General features: G+C 68.8%; 20 protein-coding genes. 15 read left to right on the forward strand and 5 right to left on the reverse strand.

Annotated elements, in window-relative coordinates; all coding sequences use genetic code 11:
* Positions 1-62: 62 nt before the first annotated feature.
* A complete protein-coding gene (locus ACLQ3F_RS22345; RefSeq protein ID WP_425851177.1) occupies positions 63-578 on the reverse strand; it encodes a GNAT family N-acetyltransferase in 516 nt (171 codons plus the stop codon).
* 133 nt (positions 579-711) lie between these two features.
* Between ACLQ3F_RS22345 and ACLQ3F_RS22350 the strand changes: the two genes are divergently transcribed.
* The 3 genes from ACLQ3F_RS22350 to ACLQ3F_RS22360 are packed head-to-tail and all read left to right on the forward strand — an operon-like array spanning position 712 to position 3161.
* Positions 712-1266, forward strand: a complete 555-nt coding sequence (locus tag ACLQ3F_RS22350; protein ID WP_425851179.1) for an NADPH-dependent FMN reductase — start codon at positions 712-714, stop codon at positions 1264-1266.
* Positions 1267-1293: 27 nt separating this feature from the next.
* Positions 1294-2307, forward strand: a complete 1014-nt coding sequence (locus ACLQ3F_RS22355) for an ATP-binding cassette domain-containing protein (RefSeq protein ID WP_355005493.1) — start codon at positions 1294-1296, stop codon at positions 2305-2307.
* Positions 2304-3161 carry an ABC transporter permease gene (locus tag ACLQ3F_RS22360; RefSeq protein WP_357233369.1) on the forward strand — a complete coding sequence of 286 codons (858 nt, stop codon included), beginning with the start codon at positions 2304-2306 and terminating at the stop codon, positions 3159-3161. Before ACLQ3F_RS22355 ends, ACLQ3F_RS22360 begins: the two co-directional genes overlap by 4 nt.
* A 114-nt stretch (positions 3162-3275) precedes the next feature.
* Here the strand turns inward: ACLQ3F_RS22360 and ACLQ3F_RS22365 are convergent, their stop codons facing one another.
* On the reverse strand, positions 3276-6569 hold the full coding sequence (locus tag ACLQ3F_RS22365; RefSeq protein WP_425851181.1) for an ATP-binding protein: 3294 nt from the start codon (positions 6567-6569) through the stop codon (positions 3276-3278).
* Positions 6570-6677: 108 nt separating this feature from the next.
* On the opposite strand from ACLQ3F_RS22365, the gene ACLQ3F_RS22370 reads away from it, so the two are divergent.
* Together ACLQ3F_RS22370 and ACLQ3F_RS22375 are read left to right on the forward strand one after the other, a co-directional pair.
* A complete protein-coding gene (locus ACLQ3F_RS22370) occupies positions 6678-7130 on the forward strand; it encodes a helix-turn-helix domain-containing protein (protein ID WP_425851183.1) in 453 nt (150 codons plus the stop codon).
* Positions 7123-7491 (forward strand): DUF4180 domain-containing protein, encoded by a 369-nt coding sequence (locus tag ACLQ3F_RS22375; RefSeq protein ID WP_425851185.1) that lies wholly within the window; start codon positions 7123-7125, stop codon positions 7489-7491. The genes ACLQ3F_RS22370 and ACLQ3F_RS22375 overlap by 8 nt, the downstream gene beginning before the upstream one ends.
* A gap of 92 nt (positions 7492-7583) precedes the next feature.
* On the opposite strand, the gene ACLQ3F_RS22380 is transcribed toward ACLQ3F_RS22375, so the two are convergent.
* The gene (locus tag ACLQ3F_RS22380; protein WP_425851187.1) at positions 7584-8489 is read right to left on the reverse strand and encodes a hypothetical protein; all 906 of its coding nucleotides are present in this window, start codon (positions 8487-8489) and stop codon (positions 7584-7586) included.
* A 208-nt stretch (positions 8490-8697) separates the two neighbouring features.
* Between ACLQ3F_RS22380 and ACLQ3F_RS22385 the strand changes: the two genes are divergently transcribed.
* Together ACLQ3F_RS22385 and ACLQ3F_RS22390 are read left to right on the forward strand one after the other, a co-directional pair.
* Complete coding sequence (locus tag ACLQ3F_RS22385) at positions 8698-9576, forward strand: fibronectin type III domain-containing protein (protein WP_425851189.1); 879 nt, start codon at positions 8698-8700, stop codon at positions 9574-9576.
* 61 nt (positions 9577-9637) lie between these two features.
* Positions 9638-11113, forward strand: coding sequence for a hypothetical protein (locus tag ACLQ3F_RS22390; RefSeq protein ID WP_425851191.1), 1476 nt, complete (start codon positions 9638-9640; stop codon positions 11111-11113).
* Between the two features lie 48 nt (positions 11114-11161).
* On the opposite strand, the gene ACLQ3F_RS22395 is transcribed toward ACLQ3F_RS22390, so the two are convergent.
* Positions 11162-12271: an FAD-binding oxidoreductase gene (locus ACLQ3F_RS22395; RefSeq protein WP_425851193.1), complete on the reverse strand. Its 1110-nt coding sequence runs from the start codon at positions 12269-12271 to the stop codon at positions 11162-11164.
* A gap of 212 nt (positions 12272-12483) precedes the next feature.
* On the opposite strand from ACLQ3F_RS22395, the gene ACLQ3F_RS22400 reads away from it, so the two are divergent.
* The 7 genes from ACLQ3F_RS22400 (at position 12484) to ACLQ3F_RS22430 (ending at position 21577) form a co-directional block, all read left to right on the forward strand.
* A complete protein-coding gene (locus ACLQ3F_RS22400) occupies positions 12484-13002 on the forward strand; it encodes a flavoprotein (protein ID WP_425851195.1) in 519 nt (172 codons plus the stop codon).
* A gap of 256 nt (positions 13003-13258) precedes the next feature.
* On the forward strand, positions 13259-14635 hold the full coding sequence (locus ACLQ3F_RS22405; protein ID WP_425851196.1) for a helix-turn-helix domain-containing protein: 1377 nt from the start codon (positions 13259-13261) through the stop codon (positions 14633-14635).
* 62 nt (positions 14636-14697) lie between these two features.
* Entirely contained in the window at positions 14698-15222 is a 525-nt protein-coding gene (locus ACLQ3F_RS22410) for a GNAT family N-acetyltransferase (RefSeq protein ID WP_425851358.1), read from the forward strand.
* A 208-nt stretch (positions 15223-15430) separates the two neighbouring features.
* Entirely contained in the window at positions 15431-17326 is a 1896-nt protein-coding gene (locus ACLQ3F_RS22415) for a DUF262 domain-containing protein (protein ID WP_425851197.1), read from the forward strand.
* Positions 17327-17565: 239 nt separating this feature from the next.
* The gene (locus tag ACLQ3F_RS22420) at positions 17566-20649 is read left to right on the forward strand and encodes a DUF3427 domain-containing protein (protein WP_425851199.1); all 3084 of its coding nucleotides are present in this window, start codon (positions 17566-17568) and stop codon (positions 20647-20649) included.
* 68 nt (positions 20650-20717) lie between these two features.
* Positions 20718-21098 carry a hypothetical protein gene (locus tag ACLQ3F_RS22425; RefSeq protein WP_425851200.1) on the forward strand — a complete coding sequence of 127 codons (381 nt, stop codon included), beginning with the start codon at positions 20718-20720 and terminating at the stop codon, positions 21096-21098.
* Positions 21099-21148: 50 nt separating this feature from the next.
* Positions 21149-21577 carry a VOC family protein gene (locus tag ACLQ3F_RS22430; RefSeq protein ID WP_425851202.1) on the forward strand — a complete coding sequence of 143 codons (429 nt, stop codon included), beginning with the start codon at positions 21149-21151 and terminating at the stop codon, positions 21575-21577.
* Between the two features lie 24 nt (positions 21578-21601).
* Here ACLQ3F_RS22430 and ACLQ3F_RS22435 read toward each other — a convergent pair whose 3' ends face one another.
* On the reverse strand, positions 21602-22804 hold the full coding sequence (locus ACLQ3F_RS22435; RefSeq protein WP_425851204.1) for a hypothetical protein: 1203 nt from the start codon (positions 22802-22804) through the stop codon (positions 21602-21604).
* A gap of 162 nt (positions 22805-22966) precedes the next feature.
* Here ACLQ3F_RS22435 and ACLQ3F_RS22440 point away from each other — a divergent pair, with 162 nt between their 5' ends.
* Positions 22967-23659, forward strand: coding sequence for a hypothetical protein (locus ACLQ3F_RS22440; protein ID WP_425851206.1), 693 nt, complete (start codon positions 22967-22969; stop codon positions 23657-23659).
* Positions 23660-23724: the final 65 nt, after the last annotated feature.

Raw genomic sequence — 23724 nt, forward strand, 5'->3', positions numbered from 1 at the left:
CGCTGAGCAACGGCACCGCCTCGACACCACCTGGTGACCTGTCACCGGCCGCCCCGCCGAGCTCAGCTCGCTGTCGGTGGGGCGGTCAGGTCGAGCTGCCAGTCGTTGGCCCGCATCATCTGCCCCGGCGGGTATTCGAAACCGGTCTCGCCGAGCAGCGTGAAGCCGGTCTTGCGGCACACCGCGTTCGAGGCGGGATTGTCGACCGAGGGGTAGGCGTGGGCGTAGTGCCGATCCCGTCGGGCGCGGGCCACGTCCAACACCGCGCGCACCGCCGCCGTGGCCAGCCCCTGCCCCCGGTACGCGGGCAGCACCGCCCAGCCCAGCTCGTACACCGGCTGGTCGCGCCACTCGCGGGCCCAGTAGCCGACGCTGCCCGCCCGCGCCCCGTCCGCCAGCAACAGCGTGAACATGCAGCTTTGCTGGGTGCCCGAGAAGTGCACGTACCTGTCGTGCCGGGCGAGCACCTGCTCGTCGGTCTCCGGGCCGCCGGTGTGCTTGCGGGTCTCCGGTGAGTTGAGCTGCCGCAGCAGGTCGAGGTCGTCCTCGTGCCACGGCTCGATGCGTATCTGCGCCATTGCGCTCCCCCGTTCGTCGACCCCCAGTCAAGCCGATCCCACCGACAGTTTCGCCCCGAACCGCGCCCGCTAGATCGGATCTAGCGGGCGTCTGTCGTCACCTCGCGCCTTCACTGTGGAAGGGGGGTGGGCCATGGCACCGTTGCGGATCGCCGTGATCGTCGGCAGCACCCGGGAGGGGCGGGTCGGCGACCGGCTGGCGCACTGGTTCGTCGAGCAGGCCGCGCGGCACGACGACCTGACGGTGACGGTCGTTGACCTGACCGAGTACGACTTCCCGGCCGCCTACCCCGCCGAGCCGACCGCGTCCATCCGGGCGTTCGTCAGCGAGGTGGGCCGGGCGGACGCGTTCGTCGTGGTCACCCCCGAGTACAACCACAGCTTCCCGGCACCCTTGAAACAAGCCATCGACTACGCGTACGACGAGTGGCAGGCCAAAGCGGTCGGCTTCGTGTCGTACGGCTGTCGGTCCACCGGCCTGCACGCGGTCGACCAGTTACGTACCGTCTTCACCGCACTGCACGCGATGACGGTGCGCGACGTCGTCGGGATCGACCTGCTCGCCGGCGAGCCGACCGCCCAGTGCACCGACGAGCTGCGACGCGATGTCGGCGTCCTGCTCGACCAGCTGCGCTGGTGGGGTCTGGCACTGCGCGACGGCCGGGCGGCTCGACCCTACGTCTCCTGAACACGTCCGACGCGAAAGGCAATGATCATGAGTAGACGCACCACCGGCCTGGCCATCGAGGCAGAGGGGCTGACCCGCTCGTTCGGGGACACCCGGGCGCTGGCCGGCATCGACCTCCAGGTGCCCGCCGGCACCGTCTACGGCCTGCTCGGCCCGAACGGCGCGGGCAAGACCACGGCGGTCCGGGTGCTCGCCACCCTGCTGCGACCCGACGGCGGCTCGGCCCGGGTCTTCGGGCACGACGTGGTCACCGAGGCCGACAAGGTCCGTTCCCGGGTCAGCCTCACCGGCCAGTACGCCTCCGTCGACGAAGACCTGACCGGTACGGAGAACCTGGTGCTCCTGGCTCGCCTGCTCGGCCTGCGCAAGCCGGCCGCTCGGGATCGCGCCGCGGCCCTGCTGGCCGCGTTCGGGCTGACCGACGCGAGCGACCGCCAGGTGAAGAAGTACTCGGGCGGGATGCGGCGACGCATCGACATCGCCGCCAGCATCCTGAACACCCCGGATCTGCTCTTCCTCGACGAGCCGACGACCGGCCTCGACCCGCGCAGCCGCAACCAGGTGTGGGAGATCATCAGGGCGGTGGTGTCGCACGGCACGACGGTGCTGCTGACCACCCAGTACCTCGACGAGGCCGACCAGCTCGCCGGGCGGATCGCTGTCGTCGACAACGGCCGGGTGATCGCGGAGGGCACCCCGGGTGAGCTGAAGTCGTCGATCGGCTCCGGCACCGTCCACCTGCGACTGCGCGACCCCGCTCAGCGCCCCGAGGCGGAGCGGGTGCTCCGGGAGGCGCTCGACGTGCCGGTGCAGCTCGCCGCCGACCCGGTGGCGTTGACCGCCCGCGTCGGCGAGGCCGGCACCGACCTCGACGCCAGCTCCCAGGCCGCTCGCGTACTCGGCGACCTGGCCCGCGCCGGCATCGTGGTCGACAACTTCTCCCTCGGCCAGCCGAGCCTGGACGAGGTCTTCCTGGCCCTGACCGACCATCCCGCCGTGCCGACCGACGAGCGCGACGACGAGCTGGAGGCAGCCCGATGAGCGACACCACGACCACCACCACCGAACGGGCGCCGACCGTCTACGTTCCGTCCGCCGAGGCGCTGGCCACTGTGCTCGCGCCCGGTTCCCGACCGCCCCGGCCGAGCGCGCTGAGCGCGTCGCTCACCTTCGGTTGGCGGGCCATGCTGAAGATCAAGCACGTGCCGGAGCAGCTCTTCGACGTGACCGCGTTCCCGATCATCATGGTGCTGATGTTCACGTACCTGTTCGGTGGCGCCCTCGCCGGCAGCCCGCGTGACTACCTGCAGTTCTTCCTGCCCGGCATCATGGTGACCAGCGTCGTCATGATCACGATGTACACCGGCGTCGGCCTCAACACCGACATCGAGAAGGGCATCTTCGACAGGTTCCGGACGCTGCCCATCTGGCGTCCGGCCGCCCTGGTCGGCATGATCTTCGGCGACGTGCTGCGCTACATCCTCGCCGCCGTGGTGATCCTGAGTCTTGGGCTGGTGCTCGGGTTCCGCCCCGAGGGCGGGGTGGTCGGGGCTGTTACCGGGATCGGGCTGCTGGTGGTCTTCTCGTTCGCGTTCTCCTGGGTGTGGACGTTCTTCGGGCTGATCCTGCGCAGCGAGAAGTCGGTGATGGGGGTCAGCATGATGGTGCTGTTCCCGCTGACGTTCCTGAGCAACGTCTTCGTCGAGCCGAGCACGATGCCCGGCTGGCTCCAGGCGTTCGTGAAGGTCAACCCGGTGACGCAGCTGGTGGCCGCGATCCGGGGAGCGATGAGCGGCGACTCGGACCCGTCGGCGACGATGTGGCTGCTGCTGTGGAGCGCCGGCTTCGTCCTGGTCTTCGGCACCCTGACCATGTACAAGTACAACCGCCGCTAACCCCCACCCCACCCCACCCACCCCCGCGATCTTGCACTTTCTGTCCCGACAAGGGTGACGAATCCACCTGAACCGACGACCGAAAGTGCAAGATCGCGGAGGGCTGGGGTGAGGTCAGAGCTGCCAGGGCAGCGGGTTGGGTGGTTGGTAGCGGCAGGTCGTGCCGGTGGAGACCGTTTCGCGCAGGTGGCTCGCCAGCGCCGGGTGCCGGTCGTCGAGCTTGCGAAGCGCGTCGCGGATTCGCGCCGTCACCGTCTTGCGGGCCCGTTCGGCCTCGTCGCCCAGGCGACGGCTCCGGCCGGCGAGGCCCGCCGCGGCACGCAGCTCGTCGAGCAACGCACCCCGCTCGGCGTCCAGCTTGGACACCTTCCGGTCGTCGTCGCGGGCGGCGGCCCGGTCGATCTCCTCGTCGAGTCGGGCCAGGTGCCGCCGGTAGCGGGCCTTCGCCTCGTCGTCGAGGACCGGATCGGCGCCCATTCGCCGGGCGGCCACCAGCTCCGGCCCGGCCGCCGGGTCGAGCAGTTCGACGGCCGGCACGTCGCTGCCGGGCCGGCTGAGCAGCAGGTGCAGGTCATGCAGGCCCTTGGCGTCGGGCAGGTGCGCCACGACACTGTCGTACGCGAGTTGCCAGACCCGCCCGTCGCGCCGAAACTCGTACCCCTTGAACGCAGCCGCGACCGGCGCGGCACGACCGGGCGCGACAACCTGGCCCGACCCGACGGCCTGGCCCCAACCAGCAACCTGACCCAGCGAGACGGCCTGGTCCGGGTGGTGGATGTCGCGGACTGTCGGCGCGGCGAGCCGGTGGAGCACCTGCGTCATGCCGAGGGCGGTCGCCTCCTGGACGGCGGCGGCGCGCAACGCTGTCGACGTGGTCGAGTCGCCGGGGTGACCTCGGCCGGCGAGGGCGTTCGCGAGGCCGGTGCGGGCGAGCAGCGACCAGGTTCGGGAGCCCATCCGGTCGGCGGAGTCCCGGGCGGCGGTGAATCCGGCGATGGCGTCGTCCCAGCGTTGCTGAGCGGCGTCGATCAGCGCCACCCAGTGGTCGACGGGGCCGCTGATGTCGCAGCCGAAGAGCCCCACCATCCACTCCCCACGGTGTGGGGTGAGCGCGGCCCGCGCGGCATCGCAGCGCTTCGGGTCGGCGGACGCGGCGGCGGCCTGAGCGCGGAGTCGGAGCCAGAGCGGTGACACCGGGCGCGGGTACCGGGTTGCGGTGGCCTCGATGCCGACGGTCAACCGGAGCGCCGTCTCGCCGTCGCCACGCTCCGCAGCGGTGATCGCTCGCAGCAGCTCCCGGTACGGGTAGTCCGTCGGGGCGAGCCCCTCCACGAGCGCGGCGGCCTCGGTGACCCGACCCTGGAGCAGTAGCCGGGACCAGCGCAGGTGATGCCCCATGAAACCGAACTCGGCGTAGCTCGCGTCGGCCTGGTCGGTGAGGAAGGCGAACCGCTCGTCGGCCGTGGCGAAGTCGCCCCGGAACGCCGCGATGATCCCGCTGTCGACGGCCGCAGCCATCCGGTGCCGGGCGAAGTCGCCCTCCCGTTCGGCGTCGACGAAGGTGACGAGCTCCTCGACGAAGCGCGGGTCGCCCAGCTCCAGCAGCGCCACCCAGCGCAGCGAGGTGGCCCACAGCTCGGTTTCCCGGTCGCCGGTCCGCCGGGCCACGGCCCGGATCTCGGCGGTGAGCGCGGCTCGGGTCGCGGCGGTGCCGAGCCCCCAGGTCGTGTCGTGGCGGGCCCAGAGGCTGAAGGTGAGCGCCTCGTCGTCCTGCCCCCGACGGGCGATCGTCTCGCTGGCGGTGATCAGATCGGCGACCAGGGCGCCGACCGGCGCGGTGGCGTCCGGTTCGCTGATCAACCGGCGGTACGCCTCGCGCACCAGCTCCGCCGCTTCGGTCGACTGGGCGGCGTCCACCTGGCGGGCGCGGTTGACGATGAGCGCGACCCGGGCCAGCAGCACCGGGTCGTCGAGTGACCGGGCCAGCTTGGCGGCCTCGGCCAGCAGCCTCGTGACCTCTTCCCGGTCGGCGTGGTGGTAGTGCGACTCGGCGAACTCGACGAGGATCCGCACCCGTTGTGCCGGGTCTTCGACCACCTCCAGGGCTCGGCGGAAGTGCAGCGCCGCCTCGTCTCCCGCCAGCCGGGCGAACGCGGCCCGGCCGGCGGCGAGCAGCAGCGCGGCCACCCGGGCCCGGTCGAGCGCGGGGCCGGCGAGGTAGGCGTGGCGGGCGAGGTCGTCGGGGATCAGGCGGTCGGTCAGCTCCCGCAGGTCGTCGACCGCCCGGACGACCGCGCCGTGCCGGGCCCGCCGGTCGTCGTCGGTCAGCCCGTCGTAGAGGGTTTCGCGGACCAGGTCGTGGGCGAAGGCGAAGCGGCCACCGCCCCGGGCGACCACCAGTCGGGCGGTCACCGCCCGGTCGAGCAGCCGGTCGACCTGCGCCGCGGGAGCGGCCGCGCAGGCCGCGAGGACCTGACGGTGGAACTCGCGACCCAGTACGGCGGCGACGGTCAGCGCCTCCACCACGGTGGCGGGCAGTTGGGCGAGGCGGCGGCGCACCGCCTCCCGAACGCCGGGTGCGATGGTGCCGACCGCGTCGTCGGCGTGCCACAGCCGCGCGGTCTGTTCGACGAAGAACGGGTTGCCGCCGGTACGCCGGTGCACCTCGTCGACAAGGCTGGCCTCCGGCTCCCGGCCGGCGGTCCGGGTCATCAGTGCGGCCACCTCGTCGCGGGTGAAACCGGTGAGGGTGATCGTGGTGGCCTTCGCGACCAGCGGCATCAGCAGCGGGCGCAGGGGGTGCTCGCCCGACTCGACCTCGGCGTCGCGGTAGGTGCCGATCAGCAGGAGTCGCTCGAACCAGGTGTGCTGGGCGGCGAAGCTCAGCAACCGCAGTGAGGCCGGGTCGGCCCAGTGCAGGTCGTCGAGGACGACCACCACCGGCCGGTGCTGGGAGACGGCGACCAGGGCGGCGGTCACCGCGTCGTACAGCGCGAACGCCTCCTGGTCGGCGGCGTCCGGGCCGGAGTCGACGCCTGCCCAACCGACGAGGCGACCGGCCTGCTCGCCGTCGGCACCGGATTGGCCGAGCAGGGCCGCGAGGGCCGGCTCGGCGGACTGCCGCGCCACCGCCCAGTCGTCGGCGGAGCGCCGCAGGGCACGCAGCACCTGCACCCACGGCCAGTAGCCGGGGGCGCTGTCGGAGTCCCAGCAGGCGGCGCCGAGCACCAGCGCGCCCCGCTGGCGGGCCTCCCGGGCCGCCGACGTGACGAGGGTCGTCTTGCCGATGCCCGGCTCGCCGGTGACCAGGGCGAGGCCGCCGTGGCTGGTGGTGGCGCGATCCAACTCGGCGCGCAGCAGACCTGCGGGGTGATCCCGCCCGATGATGGCGTCGCCGAGCGCGTCCATGGTCCCCAGACGGTACTGGACCTGTCCGACAGCGCGAGCGGGTTAATGCGGTAAACGAGTCGACCCCATCACTCCCTATACTTCCCTCTCCGGGTAGGATAGGGACCAATGACGGAAGAAATGTACTCAGTCGAGCAGGTCGCCGACCGGCTCAACCTGCACGTACGCACCGTGCGCGGCTACATCCGCTCGGGCCGGCTGCGCGCGGTGCGGATCGGCAAGCAGTACCGGATCGCCGCCGGCGACCTCGACGCGCTCACCGGCCAGGCCCCGGCCGCGCCCGGCGTCGCCAGGCAGGCGGAAGTGTCGAGCATCGTCCAGGTCGACGGTGTCGACAGGGCCGCCGCCGACCGGCTCGGCACGCTCGTGCTCACCAGCGCCAACACCGGCCACGACCAGGCCAACCCGCTGCGGGTGCAGACCGTGTACGACGAGCAACGCCATCGCATGAAGATCATCATCCTGGGCGACCCGGCCGCCACCGCCGAGTTGCTGCACCTGCTCGACGCCGTACTCAACGCCGACAACGGCCTGCTCGACCGGGAGGTCCACGATGCCTGACGAGATCCAGGAACGCGCCGGAGTGCCCGTGCTGGTCTGCGACCCCGACGGCCCGCCGGTGGTCACCGAGCAGGACGCGCTGGACCTGATCGGGGCGGCGTTCCTCGGCGCCCAGGTGGTCGCCGTGCCGGCCAACCGGCTCGACGCACGCTTCTTCTCGCTGGGCACCCGTTTCGCCGGCGACGTGATGCAGAAGTTCGTCAACTACCGGGTGCGGCTGGCCGTCGTCGGCGACATCTCGGCGCAGCTCGCGGAGAGTTCAGCGTTGCGCGCGCTGGTGCACGAGTCGAACCAGGGCGGGCAGATCTGGTTCGTCCCCGACCTCGACACCCTCGACACCCGCCTCCGCGCCGCCCGATAGCCACCTCAGCGGTCGGGCACGACAGCGCTCGGGGGAACGAGCACAGGCGTGGCCGCCCTGGGTGCGGGGCGGCCACCACCAATGAGCTGGCGTTACGGCAGGGCGCAGATGGCGTACGCCGTGTCGGACCAGTTGCCGGCGAAGGCGTCCTCCTCGTAAGCGCCGGACGCTGCGGACGTCGGGGCGGTCGCGGGGCCGCCGTTGGGGCGGAAGTCGTCCACGATGCCCTCGCCGGTCACCCCGTTCAGCTCGTAGCCGGCACCGGTCAGCACCTTCCCGACCGGGCAGGTCGCCGTGACGCTGCGGAAGTCGAGGGAGTTGCTGACCCCCACGGTGGAGGCGCGCACCAGGCCCGCGAGGGGGTTGGCGCAGATCGCGTACGCGGTGGCGGACCAGTTCAGGGCTGTGGCGTCCGCCTCGTACGCGCCGACGGTGACCGCGGTCGGTGCCGTGGCCACGCCCCCGTTGGGGCGGAAGTCGTCGACGACACCCTCACCGGTGACGCCGTTCAGCTCGTAGCCGGTGCCGGTCAGCACCTTCCCGACCGGGCAGGTGGCCGTGACGCTGCGGTAGTCGGCCGAGCTGCTGACGCCGGCCACGGTGACACGGACGAGGCCGGGCACCGGGTTGGCGCAGATCGCGTACGCCGTCACCGACCAGTTGCCCGCGAACGCCTCGGTCTCGTAGGCGCCGACGGTGACGGCGGTCGGCGCGGTGGCCGGGCCACCGTTGGGGCGCAGGTCGTCGACGATGCCCTCGCCGGTGACGCCGTTGAGTTCGTAGCCGGTGCCGGTCAGCACCTTGCCGACCGGGCAGGTCGCCGTGACGCTGTGGTAGTCGGCCGAGCTGCTGACGCTGGTGGCGGCGACCCGCACCAGGCCGGGGACCGCGGCGGACGCCGGGCTCGCCGGGGCGAGCACCGCTCCGGTCGCGACAAGACCGAGCACGAGTACGGACGCCCGAGCGCCGAACCGCCGGCCTGTGTTCTGAGTACGCATAGGTTTTCTCCCGTCTGTGGCCGGACGGGGCGGCAGGTGCGACGCCGACGTCGAGCCGTTCGTGATGACGGGTTGACGCTAGGTAGCCCCCTGACCAGGCATTATCTCCAAACCGACTACGTCGCGTAACAGACCAGCAGTATGAACCCGCGTCCACATATTGACTGTTAACTATCAGTTCTGCGGGTGCGGTCCTAGCATTCGCCTCATGTCCGCTCGCCGCGTCACCGCCGCCGTAGCCGTCGCCGCGCTGGCGAGCCTGCTCGCCGTCAACGCCGCCCGTGCCGACGGCCCAGCGATCAGCACCCCGGGCACCCCGACTGTGGTCGCCAACGAACCGCATCAGCTCACGCTCAGCTGGGCGCCCTCCACCTGGGTCGAACCTGGCACGGGGCAGCCGATCAACTATGAGGTGCAGGTGCCGTTGGGGCCGAACACGTACCGCTTCCTCGGCGCCACCACGGACACCACGATCACGCTCACCGACCTGGCACCCGGCACGACGTACCGGATCGCGATCGCCGCCCGCGCGCTCGGCGGCTACTCGGACACCTCACCCGCCACCACGGTGCGCACCGCCAACGGACGCGCGACGGTCAGCTACCTCAACCTCGACTGGTCACCGACGAACAACCAGATCCAGCACCTCTTGAAGGTCACCAACACCGGGACCGGGCCGCTCGACCTGAGCACCGTGCAGGTGCGCTACCACCTGCGCTTCGAGGGCGGCAACACCTCGCTGGTTCCCAACTGCGACTGGGCCGCGCTGGGTTGTGACCGGATCCAGCAGACCGTGCAGTTCTTCGTACCCCCGGGTGGGCCGTCCGTGTTGTCGACGCCGGCGCCGCCTTATCCCCCGCCGGGCACGCCGGTCCCCGGCTGGGTGGAGCTGACCTTCACCGACGGCACGCTCGCGCCGGGTCAGTCGACCGGGCCGATCCAGCTACGGCACCACCGGCACAGTTGGAGCACCATCGACGAGCGCGACGACCCGAGCTGGCTCGCCGCCACCGGCCAGTGGACCGAGAACGGGCGGATCACGTTGGACGTCGACGGGGTACGCGAGTTCGGCGACACCAACAGTTGACCCAACGGCACCGGCTCGGTCGAACGCCTCAGCCCTTGACCGGTCACCTTACGATCCGCTCATGCGGCGTGCGGAGATAGACGGAGTTACTGTCATCCAACGCAATGTGCCTGGCACCCTGGCCGCGTCGTTGACCTTTGGGTGCGGCGCCCGCGACGAAGAGATCGACTCCATCGGCCTGACCCATCTCGTCCAGCACCTGGTGGACTGGACCGAGGATCATGTCGCGGAGAACCACCAGGACAACATATGGATGAACGACACGTCATTCCTCGCAGGCGGCCCACCTGACCAGGTAGTGAGGCATTTCGCCACCATCTGCTCGGCTATCAGCAATCTTCCGCCGGAGGATCTGTCCGACGCGGTCGAGGGCCTCGATGCGGACAGCCGGTACATGTCGAACATCGAAGAAGGGCTACGCGACCCGTGGGGCGCGCTGCTGTCGCGGCGTTTCGGGCCGAGCGGACACGGCCTGTCGCGCTGGCCCGCAGTGGACTACAGGCTCTTCACGGCGGACGAGATCCGACGGTACGTCGAGAGGTTCTTCACCAGCGGAAACGCGGTTCTCACAGTGACGGGCGAACCGCCTCAGGCGATGCGACTCCCGTTGCCCACTGGCCCGCGAGTCACCCGCAGCACGCCACTCGTCAACAACCAGATGGGACCGATCTGGTACGCCGACGAGGTCCATGGCGTAGCGCTGATAATTAGTGTCGAGCCCAGCGCGGAAGCGGCCTTCCTGATGTGGGCCCTGAGGGCGCGAGTCGCTGAGGCGGTACACCGGGCCGGGGTTGCCCTCGGTGCTGAATTCATGTGCGAGGTCGTCGACAGTACGCGGCACGAGCTCGGGTTGAGGGTCACGCCGGAGTTCGGCAGGAAGGGCAAGAGGTTCGACGCCACCGTCGCGGCGGAGCTGCTCTGGGCCGAGCTGCGGCGGTTTGTCTCGGACGGAATTGACCGAGCGGAGATCGCAGACCTGATGCCAACGCAGGACGAGGACCTGACGGTCGACGTTGAATGGATCGATGCGATCTCCAGCCTCGAATCCTTGACCCACCGGGAGCTGCTCGGCACGGCAAAGATCGACTACTGGGAATCGCTCGGCGAGCTGGGAGGACTCACTCCGGAATCGGCGCGGGACGTCGTATCGGGCTGGCTCTCCTCCGCCATGATCGTCGTGCCGTACCTGTCGAAACCGAGCCTTCCTGGCGCCACCGAAGATTCCTGCCCGACCACCCGCTTCGTACCGGCAGGCGAGGTGGTCAGGCCGGCGCTCTCCAAGCGGTTCCGCAACAAGGGTTCGTTGGTCATCGGCATCGACGCGATTTCGACAGTGGATGGCGACGGGAACGTGCACACCGTCCCGCTGTCCCAGGCGCTCGTGGTGGAGCGGTTCGGCGTCATCCGGCTCGCCCATCTCGGCCACGGCTGCGTCACCACGATCTCGGACTTCGCTGACGCTGCCGACAAGCTCCGGGCCGTCCTGCCGCCGCGGCGCTTCCGCCAGGCCGTCACGCAGCTCAGTGTCAACTGGTGATCGACGGGCGTATGAGGGCGGATCAGAGTTCGTCCGGTAGGCACACCATCAGCAGGTGAAGCCCCTGGGCAGGTGGATGCGCGCGGCGGGGATGCCGAGGGCGGGCAGCCGTGACCGCGCCGCGGTCAGCATCGCGGGTGGGCCGCAGAGGTAGATGTCCTGATCCGGCTGGTAATGGTCGAGGGCGATGGTCAGGGCGTCGCCCCGCTCGGCCGGCTCGGCGCAGGGGTCGTCGGAGAGGGCCGGCACGACGGTCAACCAGTCGTGGGCGCACTGCAACGTGTCGAGGGCGATCGGGTCGTACAGGTCGGTGAAGGTGCGCGCGCCGACGATCAGCGTCACCCGCCGGCCGTCCGGCGCGGCGGCGACCTGTTCGACCAGGGCGCGCAGCGGCGCCAGGCCTGTGCCACCGGCGACGAGCAGCAGATCGTTCGTGCTCGCCGGGTCGAGGCTCAGGCCGGTGTCGACGGGTGGGCCGAGCCAGAGCAGCTCGCCGGGGCGTACCCGATGGACCAGGCGGTGGGAGACGGTGCCGGCGGGCACGGCGCGGACGTGCAGCTCGACGGTGCCGTCCGCGCGTGGGGCGTTGGCCGGCGAGAGCCAGCGCCAGTGACCCGGCAGGCGCGGCGTGCAGACCGGCACGGCCTGACCTGGCTGGAAAGGCAGTCGCCGCCAGGGACGTACCGTCAGGATGGCGATGTCGGACGACGGCCGGTCATGGCCGATGACCTCGACGTGCCACCAGGCCCGGCCGTCGCCGGCCTCGGCGGCGACGCGGCGGATGGCGTGCGTGGCGCGGCACAGGGCGCGCTCGGCGGTGACGGTGAGCTGCGGCGTCCACAGTGGGCGCGCGTGACGGGCGACGGTGGCGAGCAACGCGTCGCCGATGGTGGTGGCGTGCGGAAGCAGGTCGAAGTGACGGTACGCGTGGCCGAGCACCCGGAGCAGCGCCGCCCGACTCGCCGGGCTGTCGCCGTCGCCGTCGACCAGGAGGCGACCCAGCGCGGTGAAGAACAGCGGGGCGTCGCGCTGCGGGAGCAGCCCAGCTCGGCGGTCTTCGACTGTGCACCAGAAGTCGGCGGCGGCCCGCACGTCGACCGACTCCCAGGCGGCGGCCAGGCCCACACGAGCCGGGTGGTCGTCGTTCACGGTGGGCATGCCGGCTCCAAGTCGACTCGTGGGCTGGCACCGGGGCGGGAGGCGCTGCGCCGTTGAGGGCCGGCGCAACTCCGAGGCCGAGCACCCGCCCCGGGCCATGCGTCGACTGTCGCGGCTGACCAGGCACAACGGCATGTCTCGGTGATCGTTGATGGCATACGCGATCGGTATGCGCTGCACGCCGCGACTGTCGAATCGGGCAGACTGCGGGCATGACGGAACGCCCGGTGCTGTATCTGGTCGTCTGCGCCGCGGGACCGGCGGAACACATCGAGGAGCTGGTCGACCTCCTGATCGCCGACGGGTGGCGGGTCTGCATGATCGTCAGCCCCACCGCCGCGTCGTGGCTCGACCGGGCGGCGTTACAGGACAAGACCGGCTATCTGGTACGCGTGGAGTGGCGGATGCCCGGCGACCCCGAGCCGCACCCGGCCGCTGATGTGGTGGTGGCCGCCCCGGTCACGTTCAACACGGTGACGAAGTGGGCGTTGGGCATCAACGACACGCTGGCGCTCGGCGTCCTCAACGAGTCGCTGGGGGCTGGGCTGCCGATCATCGCGTTCCCGCACACCAAGGCGGAGTTGGCCGCGCATCCGGCGTATGCGGGCCACCTGGAGGTGCTGCGCGCTGCGGGCGTGGTCGTGGCCGACGGAAAGCCGCTGGACTCGGTGAACGGGCCGGAGCGTTGGGGCGTGGTCATCGACGCGCTGCGGGCGGCGCGCCCGTCCTGAGCAGTCGCTGCTTATTGGCGGTCCTCTGACGATATGCGTCGCGCGTATACCAGTGCTCCACGCAGCGTGTTCAATGGATAGGCTCGATGAGGCGAGACGGACGGAGCCGCCGGTGACACACGCGAACTGCCCTCGGTGCGGCGGACGGCTGGCCCGGGACAACGACAGCGGACGGTGCACCCCGTGCCAGGCCGCCGAGCGAGACCGGTTGAGCGCCCCACCAAAGGTGCCGGCGAGCTTCTGGGAGCACGAGCCCGTGCGACTCGCGCTGGCCGAGCGGCATCTGGGGCGGGTGATCCGGGCGTACCGGTGCCATCCGTATCACGGGCGAGTCGCCTTGCCGCAGTCCGTGGTGGCGGGGTGGTTGGGGATCACGCAGGCACAGTTGAGTCGGGTGGAGAACGGCCCGCCGCTGGTGCACCTGGATCGGTTGGCGCACTGGGCGCAGCTCCTTCGGGTGCCTGCGGGCAGCCTCTGGTTCCGCCTTCCTGGCCAGGATTGCTGGGCCAATGCAAGCCCTATGGGTAGCGAAGCAATTGGCGCACATGGCGACGACCAGGTGGTCGAACGAGGCGACCCGGCAGCCGTGACGGTTAATGTGGAACAGGCATCGAGCCAAGGGGGTGGCGTTACGGACCGCCGACGCTTCAACGTCCTGGCCGCACTCGCGGGACTCGCCGCAGGCGGTCACACGTACCTGCTCCCCGGACCGTCTGCCGAGGTGCCGGGAAGCATCGGCATGGAGCAGGTACGGCTCGCCAGTTCCCTGGTTGACGATCTCCGACGGGTTGATGCGGCCGTCGGGGCCGACCTGCTTTGCGACGTCGCTATGCAAGCGCACACCAGACTGTCGGCCTGGGCAGCGCGGGCAAGCTACAGCCGTGAGGTCGGTGACGCGCTTCAAAGCGCCTTGGCTGATCTGTCCATCGAGGCTGCCTGGCTCGCTATCGACGCGGATCGCCGGTCTGAGGCGCGGCCGTACCTGCATGAGGCGATTACCCGTGCCCGAATCGCGGACGACCCACAGGCGGAAGTTCGCGCCCTCACACACCTGTCCCTGCTGATCCGCGAGAGTCAGCCCGGCGAGTCACTGCACTGCGCCGAAGCAGCCCTGCGGATCTCCGCCGGGTGGGCCACACCACGACTCACCACGTTGCTGCACCTACGCAGGGCACATGCAAACGCCGTCCTCGGAGATGCCAGTGGATTCAGCCGCGAGATGACCAAGGCCCGCCGTGAGTTGGACCGCGGCCCTCACGAGGATGACCAGGGTTTCGTGCACTTCGTGAACGCCCAGGAACTGAACGGGATCGAAGGGCTCTCTTACCTCGCCCTCGGCAGACCCGAGCGCGCTGTTCAGTCGTTGCGCGCGATCACTGCCAACCCCTCGCCTAGCCATCGGCGGAACCAGGTCTACTACATGGTGCGGCTCTCAGAGGCGACGTACCAGCAGGGCGACGTCAACGAGGCGGCTCGGATCGCTCTGAACGTCCTACCTGCCGTGCGCCAGATCAACTCGAAGCGGGTGAGTCAGCATCTTGCGCAGGTGCGCGGAAGCTTGGCGGCACCACGGCAAGCGACCACGACAACCCGTCAGTTCGTCGACGCCTACGACCAGGCGGTGAGCCTGTGATCGAGGGCTTGCAGCTTCGCCATTACAGCGCTGAGGAGGCTAGAGAGATCCTCGATCAGCTCGTGGACCTCTACTTGGAGGTCTACGCGGGTGGCGGCGAGTTCTACAGCGAGGACCGCTACCGGCGCCAGCTCGACCTCCACATGCAGCGAGCTGGGTGGGAGTTGGTCACCGCAACTGTCGGCGGGGCCTTGGCCGGCTACATCTACGGCTTTCCGCTACCTTCACAGACGCGATGGTGGGAAGGCATCCATGAGCCGGTGCCGCCCGGGTTTACCGACGAGGACGGGAAGCGCACGTTCGCGCTCAGCGAACTGCTAGTACACCCCGCTTGGCGACGTCGAGGCATCGCAGCCGTGCTGCACGATGAGTTGCTAGCCAACCGGACCGAGGCGCGAGCGACGCTGCTGGTTCGGCCCGCCAACGCTGCCGCCCAATCAGCGTACCGGTCTTGGGGCTGGACAAAGGTCACCAGGCTGCAGCCGACCTGGGAAGCGGCTCCAATGTTCGATGTCCTCCTGCGCCCTATCGGAGCCCCGGCAAGATTAACTGAGGGGCGCACCAATAGCCCAAGACATACACGATAACGGTCTCGTCACTCAGGCACGCAACCCAAGCGGCGTCGCTGGCGTGGGCAGCCCTTCCTCACCCGTGTCGGACCCGGCTTTGGCGCACCCCGAAGGACCGCCCCGTCCAGATGGGTCCATCCAGATGGTTCAACTCCGGCCAAATCGAGGATCAAGAGCCGTCTTCGGAAGGATGGCCCACGACCGATCAGCCCTCTAGAGTGTCCACATGAGCCTGACGGTGTCAGCAACTGAAGTTCTTCGGCCTCGCCTGCTAACCATTCCGGACTACCAGCGCGGCTACGCCTGGGAGCAGGACCAAGTCCAGGACTTCCTCGACGACCTCAGCCTCCTAGAACCGGGCAAGACTCATTACACGGGCACGATTGTCTTGCTTGGCGGCGGGGAGCCGCTAGTCGATGATGAGTCGAATGCCCTTGTACGAGCGGATGTTGTAGACGGCCAACAGCGACTGACAACGCTATGTCTCCTACTAAACGAGCTGCGCCGCGCCCTACACACGGCTGGCCGCGAAGAAGCGGCTCTGGGCCTAAGACGTCAATTCCTTCTCATCTCCGAGAAGGGTGCGCCTAGAAATAAGCTCCAAGTGGGACCCGATTCTGCAGCGGTATGGACTGCGCTACTTAATGACACGCATGCAGCTCCACCAGAGACGCTGTCGGCAAGAAGGCTCCAAGCCGCAGCACTGCAGATACGACGACATGTGGAACAGATCGCTTCCGAGCTAGACGACCCGGTGGAGGCGCTGTTCTCCCTCCGGAACCTCGTAGTAACCGGGTTGCACTTCACACTGTATACCTTGCACCAGCAGGCTGAGGTGGGCGTCATCTTCGAGACGCTGAATGACCGCGGTAAGCCGCTGACAGAGCTCGAGAAGGTTAAGAATTATCTACTTTTCCTCGCCGCCAGGATCCCGAGCGGTCAGCAAGAGGCTTTGGCCGACCGCATCAACGCGGCCTGGTCGACGATTTACCGACTCCTGCTAGAGGTAGCAATGGTTTCACCAGCGGGCGAGGACCAGTTCCTCCGCGCCCATTGGCTCGCCGCAGTTGACCCGGTCCCGACGAAATGGAAGGGCATCAAGTCACTTAAGTCGCATTTTCCGCGTCAGCAATATTTCGGCAAACCCGACTTATTGATTCAGGAAGTCGGTGGGTACGTCGATTCACTAGCCAGAGCAGCCCGAGCGTATGCCGACTCACTTCGACCTGATTTGCAGGCATTCTCAGAATTCGAAACCGATGCCACGAAGGCACGTAGCGCCCATGAGCGGTTGTCCCGAGCAGGCACCGTCGCAGTCTTTCAACCGTTGATGATTGCACTCCGCGAACGGGCTCCGAAAGATGGCGATGCATACCTTAGGGTTCTCGATTTATGTGAGCGTTTCGCCGTCCGCACGTATCTCATTGGGGGGTACCGTGCCGATGCTGCGCAAACACGGCTGTACCGGTTGGCGCACGAGGTGTATACCGGAAAGCGCACTCCTTCGTCTGTCGAAACGGCAGTACGCGCACTCGCGATGGATTACGCGAACGACACGTACGTGCGACAGTCACTTTTGGATACGGAGTTCAACTGGTATCGATGGGGAGCATTGAAATTCTTCCTCTACGAGTATGAGCTCCACCTCTTGGGCGGAGCGACGACAGACATCAGCTACGCCTTCTTCGAGAAGAGTAAGCGCGAGAAGACGATCGAGCACATCTTGCCACAAACCGCAAGTTCCCCGTATTGGCTGAAACGGTTCGACGGGAACGAGCGACGACAACTGACACACGCTCTGGGGAATCTCGTTCTAACTAGAGATAATAGCGCCTACTCAAATAAAGACTTTCCCGACAAACGCGGATCATCTGGCCCAGGCGTTGCGGCAAAGACTTGCTACGCCCAAGCGCCCCTCGCACAAGAGCAGGAATTGGCCCGGCTTGCCGACTGGACGCCAGAGCAAGTACTAGGACGACAAGAGCGTCTTGCAGATTGGGCACTCGAACGATGGGCAATCGACTTTTCCGACTTCGATCCAAGCAATCAAATGGAGGACGAGGAGGAGGTGGGTGGCGAGATTGGAGGCCCTAAGCCGGCGGACCTCCTCATGAGTGAGTAATTAGCACTAAAGGCCGGGGTGCGGGACCGCGAAGCCAGAATTCGCTAATCAACGCTAAGAATTCTGCTCAGCCAGGGCCTCGCCGGTGAGGAGGCAGCAACGCTAGTTTCGCGGTGAGCGGAAATTGTGTTCCACGTGAGTAGTTCCGCCAAGATCCCCTAAGTATGTGTCACCGTTCGGACATAAGGCGAGGCCTGTCCAGGGACGCGCTACGGCCTGGCGCCGGATACCTTGCCTGGATGACCGATCTTGAGCGGGGTGTGTACGAGCACCTGATCACCCGTGAGCTGGCTGACCGCCTCCAGCACGTCGACCCCGCCCTGGTCCAGCACCACAACCTCGACCCGGCCGACGCGCACACCACCCTCGCACGGCACATCGCCACCTTGGCCGCCCGAGCCCTTCAGTCCGTCCCTAACGGCGACGACAAGCTCCACCACCAGATCGCAATGGCGAACCAGATCGCGGAAGCCATCGCCACCCTGAGCCCCAAGGCAGCGACCGATCTGGACCAGGTCACCGACGCCAAGCACCTGCTGCACGCCATCGCCGCCCCGCCGACCCCACCGGCGCTGCCAGCCTTCCCGCAGCGCCCCACTACCCCCCTCTCCACCGGAGCGCTGCTGGTCAACGGCCGCCACCAGCCCCGCATCGGCCACGAGGTCAACCACGAGATGGCGTCGGCCGAGAGCGTCGATCTGCTCTGCGCGTTCATCAAGTGGTACGGCTTGCGCATCGTCGAGCACGCCATCCGAGACCTGATCGACCGAGGCGGCAAGGTTCGTGTCATCACCACCACCTACCTCGGCGCAACGGATCAGCGAGCGCTAGACCGGCTCAAGGAGCTGGGCGCAGAGGTCAAGGTGTCGTACGAGACGCGGACCACACGGCTGCACGCCAAGGCCTGGCTCTTCCGCCGTGCCAACGGCACCACCACCGCTTACGTCGGCTCGTCAAACCTGTCGAAGACCGCGCTGGTGGACGGCGTGGAGTGGAACGTCCGCATCTCGAACATCGAGCAGCCGCACGTCATCGACACGTTCACGGCGACGTTCGAGGACTACTGGAACGATCCGGCGTTCGAGGCGTACGACGCGACCAGGGACGCCGACCGGCTACGGCATGCGTTGAGTGGGGAACGCCGCGACGACGCACCGACTGCGATCTCGAACCTTGACGTGCGCCCGTACCCGTACCAGGCGGAGATCCTTGCCGACCTGGACGCTGAGCGCCTGGTGCACGGGCGCTGGCGCAACCTGGTGGTGATGGCGACAGGCACCGGCAAGACCGTCGTCGCTGCCCTGGACTATCGCCGGCTGCACAAGGCGAAACGAGCAGATTCGCTGCTCTTCGTCGCTCATCAGGAGCAGATCCTGCGGCAGAGCCTGTCTACGTTCCGACAGGTCATGGGCGACGGTAGCTTCGGCGAGACGCTTGTCGCGGGCGAGAAACCGAACGGTTGGAAGCACGTCTTCGCCTCCATCCAGTCGCTGCACCGCCGCGAGGTCGACCCCGAGGCGTACGACATGGTGATCGTCGACGAGTTTCACCATGCCGAAGCACCGACGTACACACGCTTGTTGGAGCGCCTGCGTCCCCGCGTACTCCTCGGACTGACCGCGACCCCCGACCGGGCCGACGGCGGCGACGTGCGCCGGTGGTTCGACGGACGCGCGGCAGTTGAGCTGCACCTGTGGGACGCGTTGGAGCGGCAGTTGTTGTCGCCCTTCCAGTACTTCGGGCTGCACGACGACGTGGACCTGTCGCACCTCGCCTGGAAACGCGGCCAGGGCTACGACCCGGCGGAGCTGGACGTCGTCTACACCGGCAACCACGCACGGGCGCGGTCCGTGTTGCGCGCGGTCAGCGACAAGGTGGACGTCGGGCGGATGCGGGCGCTCGGGTTCTGCGTGAGCATCGGGCACGCCGAGTTCATGGCCAAGTGGTTCAACGACCACGGCGTGCCGTCTGCGGCGGTGACCTCGCGCGCCGGCACCGATCGCGCCGGGCTGTTGCGGGACTTCAAGGCAGGCACGCTGCGGGTGCTCTTCACAGTGGACCTGTTCAACGAGGGCGTCGACCTGCCGATGGTCGACACCATCCTGATGCTGCGCCCCACCGAGAGCGCCACGATCTTCCTGCAACAGCTCGGCCGTGGTCTGCGCCTCGACGACGACAAGCCCTGCCTCACGGTCCTCGACTTCATCGGCGGGCAGAACGCCAACTTCCGCTTCGACCTGCGGTGGCGTGCCCTGACCGGGGTCAGCCGGCGCGCGATCACCGAGGCGGTCCGCGAGGACTTCCCGAGCCTGCCCAGCGGCTGCCACGTCGAGCTGGACCGGGTGGCAAAGGACCTAGTCCTCGCCAATTTGAAGAGCGCATTGCCCACCTCGAAGGCTGGCCTGGTCTCTGAGCTGCGGCAACTCGGCGACGTCACCCTGGCGACGTTCTTGCATGAGACCGGCCTGGAGATCGAGGACGTGTACCGATCAGCCAGCATCGGCGGCTGGACCGGGCTGCGGCGGCTCGCCGGCGTCGAGACGGCCGCGCCCGGCCCGGACGACCGGGAGTTGGGCCGGGCCATCGGTCGAATGCTGCACACCGACGACATGGACCGGCTAGAGCTGCTGACGAAGGTTGCGGCCGGACCGCCCGCGCCAGGTCAACCGGTGTACGCGGGCAACAGCCGACTGCTCGACATGCTGCACTTCAGCCTCTGGGGGCCGAACGCCCCGCTTGCGACACGCGACGAACGGCTGGCGCGGCTGTGGAAGGAGCCGGCCCGCTGCGCCGAGTTGCGGCAGGTCGCCGAGGTGTTGCGGGACCGCATCCACCGGGTCACGCCCACGCTTGTGGCCGGGGCGGTTCCGCTGCGGGTGCACGCCCGGTACAGCCGCAACGAGGCATGCGCCGCCTTCGGAATGACCAACCCGGGATCGCTACGTGAGGGGGTGAAGTGGCTGCCTGACGCCCAGGCCGACCTGTTCTTCGTCACCCTGGTCAAGTCGGAAGCCCACTACTCCCCCACCACCATGTACGCCGACCGGGCCATCACCGACACCCTGTTCCAGTGGGAGTCGCAGAGCACCACCTCGTCGGCGTCGGCGACCGGGCAGCGCTACACATCAGGTGGGTCGACAGTGCACCTCTTCATTCGGGAGACCCGCATCGCCGACCGCGACCTGGGCGCACCGCCCTACCTGTACGCCGGCACCATGACGTACGACTCGCACACCGGTGACCGACCCATGCGCGTCCTGTGGCAGCTCCACCACGCCCTACCCGCCGACGTCTACGCCACCGCCCGAACCATCGCCGCCTAAGCCTCCAGCAGTCAGAGGACCTCGGAGGCGTTGGGACCACGACGTGGGCGTCATGACAGCCTGGAGAAATGCCAGCGCCGGTTCTGCTGCACGCGGACGTCCAATACAGGGTTCAGGCCATGTACTCGGTACCCGACGAAGCCTGGTATTTAGAGCTCAGTGAGACAGAACCGGCCCCGCCAGCCTGGGCCGATCTGCCCGGCGCCGTTGATCATCTGCCCGGGCCGTCGATTCTCCTGGCGGTCGTGCCGGACGAGGATCCGGTGCGAGTACCCACCGTTGCCTTCGGCGGCGGCGAGCAGGTCGTGCCGTACCCGGTGATGCGTTGGTTCATGGAGCACGTCGCCGAAGAGGTGGAGCGCAGCCGTGCCGCGATGGCAGCGAAACCGGGTTCTGGGCCGGCGACCAGCACGGTCCCGCCTGCCTCGAAGCGGGCCACCGCGGACTGAGTCATGCCGGTGGCGCGGCCGGACTGGCTCTTAGCGTTAGGTTGAAGACCATGGAGCAGCGGATCAGCCTGATCACCCTGGGAGTCGCGGACGTGGCCCGCGCGAAAGCCTTCTACGAGCAGCTCGGCTGGCGAGGCCAGGAGGTCGAGGAGACGGTCTTCTTCCAGGCCGGCGGCCTGGCCCTCGTCCTCTGGGGCCGCGACAAGCTCGCCGAGGACGCGGGCATCGAAGGTCCGGGCACCGGCGCGATGACCCTCGCCCAGAACGTCCGCTCCCAAGCAGAGGTCGACGAGGTGATCGCCACGGCGACCAAGGCCGGCGCGACGGTGACCAAGCCGGCCCGGGAGACCTTTTACGGCGGCTACGCCGGCTACTTCGCCGACCCGGACGGCCACCTCTGGGAGATCGCCTGGAACCCCGGCTTCACCCTCGCGAAGGACGGCTCCCTAACCGTCCCCGACTTCAGCGCCATGAACTGACCAAACGGCAAGCAGCGACGCCGATCAGGGCGCCGGAGACGGGCAGAGCAGCGGGTCCAGCACCGGCAGCTGAACAGGGTCGAGGCAGATAGCCAGCAATCCCGGATCCGGCGAGGGCGTAGGCGTTGCGGTCGCAGTCGGCACCGGCGAGGCCGACGCGACGGGCGGCGTAGGAGGAGCCGAAACGGGCGGGGCTGTCGTCGGCACCGAAGTGGCCGACGGGGTCGGCACGACGGACGGCGTAGCGGCCGGCGGCAGGGCCACCGCCACCACCGGGGACGGCACTGTGGAGACGTCTGCCGAGGCGGACGGCCTGGCAACCGGGACGGACGGCGGGTTCCATACGGCGCTGTCGGCGGAACCGACCCGCGACCTGGGTGCCGCCGGACCGGTCGGAACAAGAACCGCCCCAGCCGTCGGCACGTCCAAGGCGACGATCTCCGCCAAGGGCACCGGCCCGCGAGGACCCCATGCGCCAGGCCCCAGAGCATTGGGCCCCAGGGCACCCGGGCCGAGCGTCACGACCACCACGGCGGCGACGGCGGCAGCCCCGAGCGCCCGGCGGTCGGGGCGTACCGCCGTCAGCGGCGCGTCGTCGGGGTCCACCAGCAGAGGAGACGCGGGCGGGGCGGCCCGGTGTGCGGCCAGCAGCGCGTCCATCTGCGCGATGACGGCAGCGCGATCGTCGGTAGCCGCGAGGGCGAGATAGAAGCGGAAGTTCACCACGGCACCGGCCGGGACCAGCAGCCCGTCAAGTCGACAGCGGTCGGGCAGCAGGGTGACCGGCACATCGGGGTGGTGGGCGGGGCCGATCACATCGGCGTACCGCCACTCTCGCCGGTGCTCCCGTCCGCCGAAGGCGACGCGTCGACTGGTCACCACGGCCATGCCCGTGTCGACGATCCGTAGGCCCGGCGGCAGGTCCTCCGAAGAGGGCTCAGCGAGGGAACAGGAGCCGCCCGGCCTGGGCAGGCCGGGGACGTGCCGCGCCTCCGCCTCGACCAGCGTGGCGACGGGGAGGACGCGGAAGACGAGTTCGTCGTCGTCGAGCTCCACCGGTAGGCCGGTGCGGGGCTGCGTACACCCGAGGAAGCTGGCGGCTTCGATGCGGAGCCGCGCCAGGTGGTCGCCGCGGTGCCGCCAGGCGTCGGTGGCGTCGCGGTACGCGCGCTGCCGGCGCTCGTTCTCGCGCTCGGCCCAGGCGATTCGCCAGGGGGCACAGGCCACAGAGGTCACGGTCACACGCGGTACAACCGCTCACGTACGTGACAGGCAACGCGACCGGGATCGATGTATCCCGTTGCGCCCGAAAGAAGAGATTTGACGGGCACCGAAGCCCTCGTTGCGGGGCTAGCCTGCGCGTGATCCCTACAGCGGAGGAGTTTCCTGGTGCTCGACGACATGCGGGTGCTGCGGGCGGCGGTACGCGACTATCGCCTGGCGGCGACGGCTGCCGGCCTCGACTGGCCGGACTACGGCGAGTCGCCCGCCGGGCAGCCACCGGCGCAGGTCACGCGGATCTTCGGCGTGGATCACATCGCGGAGCAGTTGACCTGGTTGCACGCGCAGCGCTGGCCCGACCGGCAGGTGCTGCCCGACGTGGGGTGGCGGATGCCATGGCCGGAGGACGGTGACGCGCTCCAGTACCTGGGGTTGTCGATCGGCACGCCGTTCCCCTGGCGGCACCAACTGCCCCTGTTCTTCTTCGATGTCGTTCTCTATACGTTCGTGCTGGCCGGCGACCACGAGGGTGAGATCTGGCGCTACGAGATCTCACCCGACGCCTGGGACTCGGTTCGCGCCGCCACCAGCCTGGCCGCCCTCTTCGACCAATGGACCAGGGGAATCGCCGCCGGGGTGGTCGTCTACGACGAGCAGAGCAAGTGGCTCCTGGTCCGCGACCTGGACTCCGCTCCCGACCTCGACCCGCTGGCCTTCCCGGTGGCCCCGCTGGAGGAGACGCTGCTGCGGGCGCGGCAGCGCGAGTGCGGGGTCGACATGGCCATCGTCGAGGACGGCTTCACGTACACCGAGGAGTTGTCCGACGCCATCGACGCCGCCAAGGCGTCGATCGGCGCGTAGTCCGTGCCGACGGCTGTCCGGGTGGGAACCCGAACAGCCGCCGGCCAGGCCGGACGCTACGAGGC

Origin of the sequence: Micromonospora sp. DT15 (genome assembly GCF_049841475.1) — a bacterium.
Taxonomy (GTDB): domain Bacteria; phylum Actinomycetota; class Actinomycetes; order Mycobacteriales; family Micromonosporaceae; genus Micromonospora.